This is a genomic window from Marivita sp., assembly GCF_965656765.1.
Taxonomy (GTDB): Bacteria; Pseudomonadota; Alphaproteobacteria; order Rhodobacterales; family Rhodobacteraceae; genus Marivita.
The window spans coordinates 1-12923 of sequence record NZ_CBFHLV010000077.1 but is presented as its reverse complement, the minus strand read 5'-3'; the positions used below and the strand labels follow the sequence as shown (position 1 = coordinate 12923).

Annotated in this window: 12 protein-coding genes, 1 tRNA gene and 2 pseudogenes; 2 read left to right on the top strand and 13 right to left on the bottom strand. The window is 58.4% G+C overall.

Features of this window, described 5'->3' with window-relative positions:
* The 4 genes and pseudogenes from ACTG4M_RS15585 to ACTG4M_RS15570 all read right to left on the bottom strand — a co-directional run.
* Positions 1 to 1514: cytochrome c oxidase subunit I (locus tag ACTG4M_RS15585; RefSeq protein ID WP_439124583.1), on the bottom strand; the 1514-nt coding region annotated here is incomplete at its 3' end.
* Between the two features lie 271 nt (positions 1515 to 1785).
* Positions 1786 to 3714, bottom strand: a pseudogene (locus tag ACTG4M_RS15580) (PhoX family protein).
* A 70-nt stretch (positions 3715 to 3784) separates the two neighbouring features.
* Positions 3785 to 4483, bottom strand: coding sequence for a lipoyl(octanoyl) transferase LipB (lipB, locus tag ACTG4M_RS15575; RefSeq protein ID WP_439124582.1), 699 nt, complete (start codon positions 4481 to 4483; stop codon positions 3785 to 3787).
* A gap of 5 nt (positions 4484 to 4488) precedes the next feature.
* Entirely contained in the window at positions 4489 to 5268 is a 780-nt protein-coding gene (locus ACTG4M_RS15570) for a LytTR family DNA-binding domain-containing protein (RefSeq protein WP_439124581.1), read from the bottom strand.
* Between the two features lie 95 nt (positions 5269 to 5363).
* On the opposite strand from ACTG4M_RS15570, the gene ACTG4M_RS15565 reads away from it, so the two are divergent.
* Both ACTG4M_RS15565 and ACTG4M_RS15560 read left to right on the top strand, forming a co-directional pair.
* Positions 5364 to 5861 carry a DUF2306 domain-containing protein gene (locus tag ACTG4M_RS15565; RefSeq protein WP_439124580.1) on the top strand — a complete coding sequence of 166 codons (498 nt, stop codon included), beginning with the start codon at positions 5364 to 5366 and terminating at the stop codon, positions 5859 to 5861.
* Positions 5862 to 5927: 66 nt separating this feature from the next.
* Positions 5928 to 6013: transfer RNA gene (locus tag ACTG4M_RS15560), tRNA-Leu, on the top strand.
* Between the two features lie 51 nt (positions 6014 to 6064).
* Here the strand turns inward: ACTG4M_RS15560 and ACTG4M_RS15555 are convergent.
* The 9 genes and pseudogenes from ACTG4M_RS15555 to ACTG4M_RS15515 all read right to left on the bottom strand — a co-directional run.
* Positions 6065 to 7093, bottom strand: coding sequence for an AbrB family transcriptional regulator (locus ACTG4M_RS15555; RefSeq protein ID WP_439124579.1), 1029 nt, complete (start codon positions 7091 to 7093; stop codon positions 6065 to 6067).
* Positions 7090 to 7734 carry a GntR family transcriptional regulator gene (locus ACTG4M_RS15550; protein ID WP_439124578.1) on the bottom strand — a complete coding sequence of 215 codons (645 nt, stop codon included), beginning with the start codon at positions 7732 to 7734 and terminating at the stop codon, positions 7090 to 7092. Before ACTG4M_RS15550 ends, ACTG4M_RS15555 begins: the two co-directional genes overlap by 4 nt.
* Positions 7735 to 7860: 126 nt before the next feature.
* Positions 7861 to 8184 (bottom strand): hypothetical protein, encoded by a 324-nt coding sequence (locus ACTG4M_RS15545; RefSeq protein ID WP_439124577.1) that lies wholly within the window; start codon positions 8182 to 8184, stop codon positions 7861 to 7863.
* Positions 8185 to 8285: 101 nt separating this feature from the next.
* Positions 8286 to 9221, bottom strand: coding sequence for an AEC family transporter (locus tag ACTG4M_RS15540; protein WP_439124576.1), 936 nt, complete (start codon positions 9219 to 9221; stop codon positions 8286 to 8288).
* Between the two features lie 48 nt (positions 9222 to 9269).
* Positions 9270 to 10073 (bottom strand): MBL fold metallo-hydrolase, encoded by an 804-nt coding sequence (locus ACTG4M_RS15535; RefSeq protein ID WP_439124575.1) that lies wholly within the window; start codon positions 10071 to 10073, stop codon positions 9270 to 9272.
* Entirely contained in the window at positions 10073 to 10876 is an 804-nt protein-coding gene (locus ACTG4M_RS15530; protein ID WP_439124574.1) for a TatD family hydrolase, read from the bottom strand. The genes ACTG4M_RS15535 and ACTG4M_RS15530 overlap by 1 nt, the downstream gene beginning before the upstream one ends.
* A gap of 43 nt (positions 10877 to 10919) precedes the next feature.
* The gene (locus tag ACTG4M_RS15525; protein WP_439124573.1) at positions 10920 to 12047 is read right to left on the bottom strand and encodes a DNA polymerase III subunit delta'; all 1128 of its coding nucleotides are present in this window, start codon (positions 12045 to 12047) and stop codon (positions 10920 to 10922) included.
* A complete protein-coding gene (tmk, locus tag ACTG4M_RS15520) occupies positions 12044 to 12670 on the bottom strand; it encodes a dTMP kinase (protein ID WP_439124572.1) in 627 nt (208 codons plus the stop codon). Before tmk ends, ACTG4M_RS15525 begins: the two co-directional genes overlap by 4 nt.
* A pseudogene (locus ACTG4M_RS15515) lies at positions 12667 to 12923 on the bottom strand (D-alanyl-D-alanine carboxypeptidase); the annotation flags it as partial. The pseudogene ACTG4M_RS15515 and the gene tmk, both read right to left, overlap by 4 nt.

Genomic DNA, 12923 nt, shown 5'->3' with positions numbered 1-12923 from the left:
ACCCCGATGAAGAACAGGAACGATGCGAAGGACAGGAACGCGCCCCAGCTCGAGATGTAGTTCCAATATGCGAACGCTTCGGGGTAGTCGATGTAGCGACGTGGCATGCCCTGACGACCCAAGAAGTGCTGCGGGAAGAATGTCAGGTTTGCACCGATGAAGAACGTCCAGAAGTGCAGCTTGCCGGCCCATTCCGGGTACATCTTGCCGGTCATCTTGGGGAAGTAGAAGTAGATCCCCGCGAAGATGCCGAACACCGCACCAAGGCTCATCACATAGTGAAAGTGCGCAACGACGTAGTAGGTGTCATGATACGCGCGGTCCACGGCGGCCTGCGACAGAACGATGCCTGTCACACCACCGACGGTGAAGAGGAACAGGAACCCGAATGCCCAAAGCATTGGTGTTTTGAACTCGATCGAGCCGCCCCACATCGTGGCGATCCACGAGAAAATCTTCACCCCAGTCGGAACCGCGATGACCATTGTTGCCAGCATGAAGTAGGACTGCTGGGTCAGCGACATGCCCACGGTGTACATGTGGTGCGCCCACACGACAAAGCCCAAGGCACCAATCGCGATGATCGCCCAGACCATCGGCAGGTAGCCGAAGATCGGCTTGCGGCTGAACGTGGCGATCACGTGGCTGATAATACCGAACGCAGGCAGGATCACGATGTACACTTCTGGGTGACCAAAGAACCACAGGATGTGCTGGTAGAGAACCGGGTCACCACCACCTGCGGGATCAAAGAAGGTAGTTCCGAAGTTACGGTCGGTGAGCAACATGGTGATTGCACCTGCCAGAACCGGCAGCGCCAGAAGGATCAACCAGGCAGTGACGAAGATCGACCACGCGAACAGCGGAACCTTGAACAGCGTCATGCCCGGCGCGCGCATGTTCAGGAAAGTAGTGATGACGTTGATCGCACCCAGGATCGACGATGCACCCGAGACGTGGACCGCAAAGATCGCGAGGTCCATCGACATGCCGCCTTCATTGGTGGAAAGCGGTGGATACAGAACCCAGCCTACACCCGACCCCAACTGACCATTGCCGCCCGGTGCAAAGACCGAACAAATCGCCAGCGTCGTACCGGCAACGAACAGCCAGAAAGACAGGTTGTTCAGACGCGGGAACGCCATGTCTGGCGCGCCGATCTGCAAGGGCATGAAATAGTTGCCAAAACCGCCAAACAGCGCTGGAATCACCACGAAGAACATCATCAGGATGCCGTGACCGGTGATCAGCACGTTCCAAAGGTGTCCGTTCGGGGTACAATCGCCAACCGCGGCTGCGGTCAGGCGTGCGCCTTCCATACACATGTACTGAACACCGGGGTTCATAAGCTCCATGCGCATGTAGACGGTGAATGCCACGGAAATGAAGCCCGCGAGACCGGCGGCAATCAGGTAGAGAATCCCGATGTCCTTGTGGTTCGTGGACATGAACCAGCGGGTAAAAAAGCTCCGCTGGTCGTCATGTTCGTGGCCGTGAATGGCGGCGTCTGCCATATCTGCCTCCTGCTGGTTCCCAATAAAAAGGCGCAGGGATTCTCCACGCGCCATTTGTTCCATCGTCGTTTTAGAATGTGAGGCAGGTGGCGGCAACGGATGTATTTGACGCAGATCAAACTTTATTGTCGCACTTTGGTCTAACGCCGCGACCGATCATATGGCGGCATAGTTGAAAAGAAATATATTTAAAACAGTTGCTTGAAGCGTATTCATGGGGCAATCCGGGCGCAAATCTGCGCCCGGAGTAGAAAACGGTCACATGTCGGGATTAGCCAACAAGATCGCCGTCATCGCGCGTGACTGTGATCACGGCAGACCTTGGCAGGTTTCCTTCGCCGTCGGGCCAGTTGCTCCCCGGGTGCTGGATGCCGACGAACATCGTGCGACGGTCTGACGACCAAGTCAGGCCAGTCACCTCGCATCCGTTCGGACCAGTCAGAAAACGTTCGATCCGACCTGTGACAGGGTCACCGGCCAGCATCTGGTTGTTGCCCATCCCGGCAAAGTCGCCCTCGTTGTCATCATCCCCATCGGTCTGGATCCAAATCATTCCAGTCGAGTCGATCTGCATCCCATCAGGTGAATTGAACAGGTTTCCGGCGTTGATGTTGGCGGATCCTGCGTTTGGCCCTTCTGTGTGAACCGTCGGGTTCCCGGCCATCACATACAAATCCCACGAAAACGCGTCGGCACCATGATCCCCAGCTTCAGGGCGCCAGCGCACGATCTGACCATAGCGATTTGTTTCGCGCGGATTGACCGCGTTTGTCGTCAAAGGATCGCCACCCGCATTGGTCCGCACGGTGCCATCGTCGTTCAGCACGCCACGACGCGAATTGTTGGTCAGACAGCAATAGGCCTCGGAGGCGTTCGGATGCACGGCGATCCACTCGGGGCGGTCCATGGTGGTGGCTCCGACCTTGGACGCAGCCAGTCGAGTGAAGACAGAAATATGTGCTTCGTCCATGCCAGTGGTTGCCGGTGTCAGTGGCATCCAACGCCCGCTCATGTCATCTTCGAAGACCGCAACCGACAGTGTGCCTTCGGACAGCAGAGCCGACGTGTCCTCGCCCGGGACATACACATCGTTGCTGACCCAGCGATACATGAATTCGCCGCGTTCATCGTCACCCATGTAGACTACCACACGACCATCTGCGGCGATGCCATAAGCGGCGTTCTCGTGTTTGAAACGCCCCAGAGCGGTGTGCTTGACCGGGGTCATGTCCGGGTTCGCAGGATCGATTTCCACGATATAACCTGCGCGATGCGGCTCGTGCGGGTTGGTCGCGATGTCAAAGCGCGGATCGAAACCATGATAATTGTACCGGCCCGCATCGACCTGAGTACGCACCCCGTAACGAGCAAAGCCATCCATCACCAATGTATCGGCGGATACCTCTGACGCGGCACCGAAATAGCCGTTGAAGTTCTCTTCGCAGGTCAGATATGTGCCCCAAGGTGTGCGGCCTGAACCACAGTTGTTCATCGTACCAAGTGACGCCATGCCGGTCGGATCCGCCTCTGTCTTGAGCAGGTCATGACCAGCTGCCGGACCCGAGAAGGTCATCGGCGTGTTGTGGTGGATGCGGCGATTATAAGGGCTGTCGACCACAACCGACTAGCCGTCATCGCTTTGCGCCAGCTCCATCACGGTTACACCCTGCAGATGCTGAAGGATGCGCACGTCATCAAGGCTGCCTGGCAGACCATCTTCGCGGTGCGGCAGGTTGGTCTTGTTGTTGGTGTATTCGCTGTTCACAACAAGGATTTCGCGCCCGTCGACGTTGAATAGCTCCATGCCGTCTGTGTTTTCGCCCATCACGCGGTCAGCGAAATCAACCGAAACACCTGCTTTGGGATCATATGCGCCCTCGGCATCCGAAAACAGCGGATCGCCCCAGCGCACCAACATGTCCCAGCTATAGCCTTCGGGCACATGGATTGTGCCGTCAGTCTGTGCCGCGATCGGCGAGAACGGAAAGCGCGACGCCGGTTGCGCCATCGCTGTGCTGCCCTTGAGCATGCCTGCGCCCATGACGGCAGCGCCGGAACCAAATGCCAGCACACCGCCAAGGAAACCCCGGCGTGAAATTGTGCGGTCTACCACCTTGTCGAAATCATTGCCCTCGGGGCGCGGGTCGTTCAGTTCGTCCCAGTCGTCTGCAGAAAGGTCGTGAATGTCTTTAGGTGTCATGATCCATGTCCGATGATGATTGCTTGGATCCGGTCGACAGCGCCCTGCGCCGTACCGGGTGGCCAGAGCTTCACCGGATTCGCGTATCAGTCCCGTGACAGGTTTGTGTCAGTTTTGCTGCACCACCAAAAATGTCGTCAAAACGCTGTCGCAGCGCGACGTCCAGATCATCCATCGTCACCGGCAACCCAAGATCAACCAACGAGGTCACACCGTATTGCGTGATCCCACACGGTACGATGCCATCGAAATGGCTCAGGTCGGGTTCGACATTGATCGAAATGCCGTGAAAGCTCACCCATTTGCGCAGCCGAATGCCAATCGCTGCGATCTTGTCTTCGGCGATTTTACCATCCGGTAAAAGTTTCTTGTCTGGCCTTTCAATCCATACCCCGACACGGCCATCACGGATATGCCCGGTCAGTCCAAACTCGCCCAAGGTCGCGATCACCCAGCGTTCGAGGTCTTGTACGAAACACCTTACATCGCGCCCGCGCTTGCCCACGTCGAGCATGACATACACCACCCGTTGGCCCGGTCCATGATAGGTGTATTGCCCACCCCGTTTGCTGGGGTAGACGGGGAACCGGTCTGGGTCTTTCAGGTCTTCGCGCTTGGCACTGGTGCCTGCGGTGTAAAGCGGTGGATGCTCAAGCAACCACACCAACTCTTCAGCAGACCCGGCTGCAATCGCTGCCGCCCGCGTCTCCATCTCGGTCACGGCCTCGTCGTAATCGGTCAACCCGTCAGTAATGCGCCATTCAACCATATATGTCAGGGCAAAAGCCCGGCCTCTTTCAGCTTAGGAACGTTGGCACGACTGACGGGAACGTCGATCCCTGTTTTCATATGCAGCACGGCCCGATCGCTTTGGCGGCTGACCTTTGCCACCTGATCAAAGGCCGCCCAGTGCGACCGGTGGACCTGAGCGCCCGTTGTCTCTCCGACTTCGCGTATGGCGTCTGCAAGGCGCATCAAAAGCATCTCGTCCCCAACCGTGGTCTGTACCCTCACATAATGGTCCTCGACCGACAGCGCCACCAGAGGCCCGCGTTTGTCGAAAGGCAGACGGTCAAGAAGGGGGGGCGTCTGGACTGTCGTCTCAACCGGACCGGAATGTGGGCGCAGGTTACGGTTAAACATGTCGATCACCGCCATGACGATGATCGAGATCGCGACGGTTGTGGCAACGAAGGCCGGATAGTTCGAGAAGCTCGGTAAGACACCAAAGACCGGGATATTCAATGCGGTGACCATCGCAGTCATCACGATGCCTGTCAGACCTCCGGCAAGCAATACACGCGGGATCCGCTGCTTTGGCACATCGTTGTGTGGAAGAATCGCATAACTGATCAGGTAGCCGCCCACATACCCCACAATTACCAACACACCCCAATAGGCGGCACGTTCCGGCAGGGAAAGGGATTGAATCGTCCCGAACGGTCCAACCAAGGCAAGCACCGCCGTGACCCCAGCAAGGACTGTGATGGTCAACGGGTTCAACAAATGCCGTCGCCATTCACGAAGCGCGAGTTGCAGGGCCTTGTTTTTCACGAACGCATCTCTGTCACTGGCGTATCTCCTCTGGCTCGGTGGGCCTGCTTGCGGTGTTAGGTGCCGCATCACATCCAAAACGACAAGAGGACGACATGACGCTAGACCCATTCCTGACCGCTTCGCCACATCTCCAAGTGCATATGGTTTCCGCCATTATTGGCCTCACACTTGGCCCCGTCGTTCTTTACAGGCACCGACGAGACAGTCTGCACAAAATCCTAGGCTATGTCTGGGTCGTGGCGATGGCGTCACTGGCGCTGTCTGCGTTCTGGATCCAAGCATTCTGGAGCCCGTTTTACTTTGGCCCGCTGCATGGGTTTGCGGTGTTGACGCTGGTATCGCTTTGGATGGGGGTGCGCCACGCGATGAACCGCAATTTCAACGCGCATCAGGCAGTTTTTCGGAGCCTCTATTCCAACGGATTGATCGTCGCTGGCGCGTTCACATTTTTGCCCGGACGGTCAATCAACCGGATGATCTTTGGCGATATGCCCGAGATGGGTTGGGGCGTGATCGCAATTGTCCTGACCATCGTTGTGGTGCGTGTTGTGGGGCCGCGGGTCGGGGTCTGGCAACGATCCTCGCAATAGTGCGAAATTTGCGCTTGCCCCCGATTGCGACCTTCGCTAATGAGCCGCCTACCAAGTCAAGACAGTGCGGTCGTGGCGGAATGGTAGACGCGCAGCGTTGAGGTCGCTGTGGGGTAACACCCGTGAGAGTTCGAGTCTCTCCGACCGCACCAATTTTCACAATTCACTGTGGGGGTGTTTGCAAGTTTGCAAACCTAAGTTTGCTACTTTGCAAGTCGTGACTTGAACACGCGCGCCGCCAGAGGCGCGCCCATGATGACGACGAAAATTCGCAGAACATGATGCGCGACAACAAACGCAATGTCGCCACCGATGATCAAGGCAAGCACTGTCAGTTCAGCTTGGCCGCCCGGGGCAAAAGCCAATAACGTTTCCATTCCGGGTGCCAGGCCCAGACCATAAATCGCCTCGACAAACATCAGGGATAGTATGATCAGGATCAGGCAGAATCCAAGACCTGCAGTCAGATCCTTACGCACTTCGGTCAAAGTGATTCCAGCGTATTTCGTGCCGATTGTCATTCCGATGAAGAACTGTGCTGCCCAGATGGCCTCGGCTGGGGGGCGGTTATGCAGACCATCGGCGAGGGTCAACGCCGCGGTTGCAATCAGCGGTCCAAGGATCGATGCGCCGAACAGGCCAACCCGTTCCGCCACGCGCCAGCCGACAATCGCGCAAACGACCATCAGTGCCAGTTCGTGCAGAGGTATACTGCTTGCCGGTGCGCCGGGCGGGTTTGAAAGATCAGCGTCCCATATCCAGATCAACAAGAACGGCAGCGCGACAACGATGATCATCACCCGCGTCACATGAATAAGGCTAAGTGCGCGTACGTTTGCGCCCGCCTCTTCGCCAAACACGATCATGTCCTGCAATCCGCCGGGCATAGAGGCGTAGTAGGCGGTCGCGAAATCATAGCCGCACAGGCGCTGGAAATACGGCACACCAATCAGACCGATGCACAGCACCATGACCGGCACCAGCGCCAAGGTCGGCCACATAGCAGGAAAGGTCGCGAGGACCGCAGGAGTCAGGGTGGCCCCGACCGCAACACCCAGAATGGTGCGCATCGTGTCGTTCAGTGGTTTGATGCCGCCCATAGCAACACCCGCCAGTGCCGCAGCAAGGCAAGCAAAGATCGGGCCTAGAAGCCACGGCAGTGGCATGTGGAACCAGTGAAAGGCCGCCACCCCAAGCCCTGCCACGATAAAGGCCTGTGCCACAGGCCTCATGGGGTCAGTGCCTTGAGCCGGTAACGCAGTGAGGTTTGCACGTGCGCTTCGGCGGCGTGGGCTGCCATGTCGCCATCGCGCTGGCGCAGACCGGTGATCATGTCGGCATGTTGGGACACGACAACGCCAATGCGGTCTGGATCCAAGTAAGTCGTTTGCCCAAGCAGGATCAGCCCGTTGTTGACAGGTTCGGCTGAGGCGACAAGGAACTGATTGCGCGCCGCGCGGTAAAGCGCCTCGTGAAAATCCTGATTTATGGCCGCCCCTTGGGTAGGTGCGTCTTGGGCAGCTTTGATCCGCGCGTTCATATGCTCGAGCGCGTCAAACTCTGCCTCTGAGCCGTGCTGGGCTGCCATTCGGGCTGCGGTGCATTCCAACACAATCCGCATCTCGTAAAGCTCTACAATCTCAGTCTGTGACAGTTTGCGGATCACCGCACCAATGCGGGGGCGATGTTCGACGATGCCGTTTATTTCCAATCGGCGCAGCGCCTCTCGGATAGGTGTCCGCGATAGATTCAGGCGTTGTGCAACGTCTTCTTCGCGGAGCCGGTCACCGGGCGAAAACTCTCCGCTACGCAGGGTTTGGATCAGGCTGGCATAGGCGGTTTCGCCGCTGGAGAGGATAGGGATTTCTGACATCTATTCTTGTATCCATTCGGATACAATGTGATTAGCTCATACAAAATGGGCCGTCAAACGGTAGGCCTGTTCGATACACAAAAATCGCGGCCGCCAGGCGCAAATTCTGGACCGGTTTTCGCAAGACTAGTCGGCAGCCGACATTTGGACCGGTTCAGGCTTTGTTGAGTGGATGTTTTCATGTTCCAGAGCTTCTGCCTTCAGAAGAACATCATGTACCAGCAGCACCTTCATACCGTGGGCAAGATTAGCCCGGTTGTGGATACCGACGATACGCGCCTGCTCGTCTGCGTTCAGGGTCGAGGCATCGAACGTTGTGACGTAGTCGGCGATCACATCTGACAACGATGCCGCGCTTACGCTGACTGGAAGTGTGAGTGCGATCAAGGTGGCGATAACGTGTTGCATATCCTCGGTTTCCGTTGGCGTCGGTTCGAGGGGGTAACGCAAAGACGGCGTCACATGTTCCGTGTGACAAGGCTGATGGGACACATGGTATGGTGTTGGATGGGGTGTTTCGCCCAATTTATGGGGCAGGTTGTGGATGGCGCTTATGGCAACGTGCCCAGCCAAAGCCACGCGGTGATCACTGAAAGGGCGCTTGCCATCAGGACCGATGATGCGGCCACACGGCGGGCGTGGCCATAGATATTGGCAAACACATAGCAATTCACACCGGGCGCCATTGCTGCCGTGATCACAGCGCTGCGCAATGCGCTGTCTTCAAGCGCAAAGGTGGTGCCAAGGGTCCATGTGATCGACGGGTGCAGCAGCAGGCTGATCGCGCAGACAAACAGAATGATCCGCATGTCGCCTTCGGGGCGATAGCGATAGAGCACACCGCCCATCGCAAACAAAGCGGCGGGCAGGGCCGTGCGCACCATCATATCCAGCGCGTCGGTAAAGGGCGCAGGCAGGCTGATATTGAGCAGGTTGAAAACCGCACCCAGCGCGATGCCGATGACCAACGCATTGCGGAACATTGCCTTGACCACGATCAGCGGCACATCGCGGTTCGGCTGGTCCGCCGCGCGAGCACGGACGAATTCCATGACGGTGATGCCCAGCCCGTAGCAAAACGGCGAATGCAGCGCGATGATGGCATAGTTGGCGGAGAGTGCATCAGGTCCGAACGCGCGTTCGGTGATGGCGAGGCCCAACAGAACGGAGTTTGCAAAGAGGCAGCAAAAACCGATGGCAACCGCGTCTTCCCAATCTCGTTTGAACAGATATCGCGCGCCAAACAGGCCAACCAGAAAGCAGGTCAGCGACCCGGTGTAGAAACTGATCAGCAACGAGATTGAGAAGCTGTCGCCGATATCCAGCGTCCAAATCGCGCGGAACAAGAGGCACGGTATGGCGACGTTCTGGGTGAAAGACATCAGCCCGTCGACGGATGACGCAGAAAGCAACCCGCGCCAAGCCACTGCATAGCCAAAGCCGACAACCAGAAAGACTGGGAGGATGACGTCGATCAATGCCTGCATGTCAAAGGTACACCGACCCGATGCGCCCGCTGTATCGTCCGGGCACGCTCACCCCAGCGGCTGCGTGATCACCATGCCGTCATAGGCCGGTGTGATGTGATCGGGGGTTTCGGCCTCAACTGTCGCATAATCGAGATCGACATGCATGTTGGTCAGCACACCTTGACGCGGCCTCGCTCGGTCCATCCACTGCAGCGATTTGGCCAGATGGGCATGGGTGGGATGCGGATCGCGACGCAGGGCGTCGAGTATCCAAACATCAAGTTCTTGCAGATGGTCGGCCCAGACATCTTCAGGGATACTGGCCACATCCGGCAGGTAGGCCAGATCACCGATGCGGAACCCCAGCGCATCAATGCTGCCGTGGTTCACTTGGAACGGCGTCAAGGTGACGGTGCCACCTGCGCCTGAGATCTCGATCGGGCCATTGATCGTGTTCATATCAAGGATCGGCGGGTATGGGCTGTCCGACGGTTGCACAAAGGCATAGCCAAAGCGCGAGAACAGATCGTTCTGCGTATCGCCATCGGCCCAGACGGCGAGGCGTTTCTTCATGTTGAAGACGATCATCCGCAGATCATCCAGCCCGTGAACGTGGTCGGCATGGCTGTGGGTGTAAACAACCGCGTCCAATTCTCCGACACCGGCGCTAAGCAATTGTGCGCGCATGTCTGGGCTGGTGTCGATCAGAATGCGGGTGATGCCTGCGTCGGTTTCGCGTTCGATCAGCATCGAACAGCGGCGCCGCACGTTTCGCGGATTGTCGGGGTCGCACGCCCCCCAAATGCCACCAAGGCGCGGCACACCGCCCGACGATCCGCAACCAAGAATGGTAAAGCGTGTTTCGTTCATCAGGTGGCCGCCTTGTATTGTGCGACCTTCCAAAACAGGCGTTCAAAATTCGCCTCGGTTTGGGCTGCGAAATCGGCATAGTCCATGCCGAACACATCCGCCCCGACGCGGGCGGTGTGGGCGGTATAGGCGGGCTCGTTCCGTTTGCCCCGATGCGGGGGCGGGGCGAGGTAGGGGCTGTCGGTTTCGACCAGCACGCGGTCGACAGGTGCTGCGGCGAAGATGTCGCGCAAATCTTGGCTTTTGGGGAACGCGGCGATGCCGGACATAGACAAATAAAAGCCAAGGTCGAGTGCCGCTCGGGCCAGTTCAGCCGACGAAGAAAAGCAATGCATGACACAGGTATAGGGCTTGGTGTTGAACCCGTCTGTGAGGATTTGTGCCATGTCGTCATCCGCCGCACGGGCGTGGATGATCAGGGGCAACCCGGTTTCCTGTGCCGCCTCGATATGGATACGGAGCGAAGTCTTCTGAACCTCGGCGCTTTCAGCGGTGTAGTGGTAATCCAGTCCGGTCTCGCCAATGCCCACAAATTTCGGATGCTGCGCCAGGGCGACCAGTTCATCCACCGTCGTCAACGGCTCGTCTGCGGCGCTCATCGGATGGGTGCCCGCAGCGTAGAACACCGGTTCAAACTCTTCTGCAATCGCGCGCACCTGCGCTTCAAGACGCAGCCGGGTACAGATCGTCACCATGCGGCGCACCCCTGCGTCAAGTGCGCGGGAAATGACCTCGGAGCGTTCGTCGTCGAAATCCGGGAAGTCCAGATGGCAATGGCTGTCGGTGATTGGTGGTGTCAACATGAGGCTGGTATCAGGGATGCGGGCGGGGCCGTCAAGATGTGGCTTACGACCTGGGGCAGCCATCCTGAAGGGCAAGGAAACTGGACAACAAGAGCGATCCGGCCTCCACATTTACTGCCCGACCGTGGCGCAAACGCTCGCCCTGGTCCTGCGCCAGTTGCGCCCATTTTCGCGCGGTCGCCGGCGACGGGCAGAGGCGTTGGAATGTCTGTGCCTCTTGTGCTGCGGCTTCTGGGTCTGGTGGATGGCCAATGGCACCGCTTCGGGCAAGCCGGGTCAATGCCCGATCAAAGAGGCCCAAGAGCAGGTCAAGCCGGTCTTCCTTGCCACGGCCTGCCGCACTTTCGGCCAAGGCAATGGCATGCGGTCGGCTGAGATCAGGCAGGGTGGACAGCAGTTTGACGATGTCCGCGTAAAGCTTGAGCCCGTCTTGCTGCATCAGGCGCACGGCTTCGCCGACCGACCCGCCAGACAAGGCGGCAAGGGCGGCAGGGTCTGCGACCGTCTGGTCAATTTCCGTCGCAGCCAAGGCCTGCGCCATGTCAGCGGTGTTCAGCGGAGCGAGCCGCAATTCGCGGCATCGTGACCGGATGGTCGGCAAAAGCCGCGACGGCTGGTGGCTAACCAACAGCAGCGTGGTGCGGTCAGGCGGCTCTTCCAGCAGTTTGAGGATCGCGTTGGCAGCGCTGACGTTCATGTCGTCGGCGGCATCAACGATAACAACACGGCGTCCGCCATCGGCAGAGCTAAGCGAAAAGAAACCCTTGAGGCGGCGCACTTCGTCCACGGTGATTTGCGCCTTAAGACGTTTGGCTTTTTCGTCATAGGGACGGCGCAATGCAAAAAGACCCGGTTCTGACCCTGCCATAATGCGGCGGGATACGGGGTGTTCCGGGTCGATATGCAGATCGGTTGGGGGCGGAGGCGCACCGAACAGGCTGTCGTCTTGTACCAGGGGTGTCGCAAGCAGGAAGCGCGCGATTTGCCAGGCCAATGTCGCCTTGCCGACGCCGCGCGGCCCAGTGATCAGCCAGCCGTGATGCAACCTGTCAGAGCTGAACGCTTGCAGGAAATCCGCTTGTGCCGCGTCTTGCCCAAACAGTTTGACAGTCTCGCGCGGATGCGGTGCGCCGTCGATGCGATCTGGTTCTGGCTGTGTTGTGTCGCTCATGTCAGATGCGGGCTTACCGCAGCCCAGACATCCTCTGCAACGGTATCCGCATCCCGCGCGCCATCGATCACGCGAAAACGGCCGGCGTATTCTTTGGCCAAAGCCAAGAAACCAGCGCGCATCGCCTCTTGCAACGAAGCGCCGAAATCCTCGAAGCGTTCTTCAACCGTGTTGCGCGCTTTGGCACGGCTGAGGCCTGTTTCCGGGTCCATGTCGATGAGTAGCGTCAGGTCAGGTTCCATCCCGATCATCAGGTCGTGCAGCGCATCCACCTTGGCGCGCAGATTGCCCCGCGACAGTCCTTGATACATGCGCGTGCTGTCAGCAAAGCGGTCACAAATCACCACCTTGCCAGCTTCAAGCGCGGGTTTGATCGTGCGTTCCAGATGATCGCGGCGCGCAGCGGTGAAGAGCAGGATCTCGGTCTCTGCAGACCAACGGTCCGGGTCGCCTTGCAACACCAAAGCGCGGATTTCTTCGGCTCCCGGGCTGCCACCCGGTTCGCGCGTGTGGACAACGTCATGTCCTGCTGCCTTCACGCGGTCAGCGAGCATCCGCGATTGTGTGGATTTGCCCGACCCGTCAATGCCTTCAAAGCTGACAAACAGCCCAGATTGGATCACATCGTTTCCTCAGCAGGAGCCTGCATGCGACCCAGCAATACCTGTGACACGCTCATCATGCGCGATACGAACCCGCTGGCCGGCACGGCGCTTGCGGCAAAAAGAGGAATGCGGTGTTCGGGCAGACCTTCTGGACTGATGATCAGCTCGGCCAGTTGCCGTCCTTCGGCAATCGGCGCCTCGATCGGGCCGGTATAGACCACTTCGGCGGTGACTGCGTTCCCTGGGGTGTTCGGCAAGAGCAATGTCACAT

Bases quoted from the DNA above. Each gene is read 5' to 3' on its own strand.
- lipB (WP_439124582.1), bottom strand. From the start codon at position 4,483: ATGGTTGAATGGCGCATTACTGACGGGTTGACCGATTACGACGAGGCC.
- ACTG4M_RS15565 (WP_439124580.1), top strand. From the start codon at position 5,364: ATGACGCTAGACCCATTCCTGACCGCTTCGCCACATCTCCAAGTGCAT.
- ACTG4M_RS15555 (WP_439124579.1), bottom strand. From the start codon at position 7,093: ATGAGGCCTGTGGCACAGGCCTTTATCGTGGCAGGGCTTGGGGTGGCG.
- ACTG4M_RS15550 (WP_439124578.1), bottom strand. From the start codon at position 7,734: ATGTCAGAAATCCCTATCCTCTCCAGCGGCGAAACCGCCTATGCCAGC.
- ACTG4M_RS15540 (WP_439124576.1), bottom strand. From the start codon at position 9,221: ATGCAGGCATTGATCGACGTCATCCTCCCAGTCTTTCTGGTTGTCGGC.
- ACTG4M_RS15535 (WP_439124575.1), bottom strand. From the start codon at position 10,073: ATGAACGAAACACGCTTTACCATTCTTGGTTGCGGATCGTCGGGCGGT.
- ACTG4M_RS15530 (WP_439124574.1), bottom strand. From the start codon at position 10,876: ATGTTGACACCACCAATCACCGACAGCCATTGCCATCTGGACTTCCCG.
- ACTG4M_RS15525 (WP_439124573.1), bottom strand. From the start codon at position 12,047: ATGAGCGACACAACACAGCCAGAACCAGATCGCATCGACGGCGCACCG.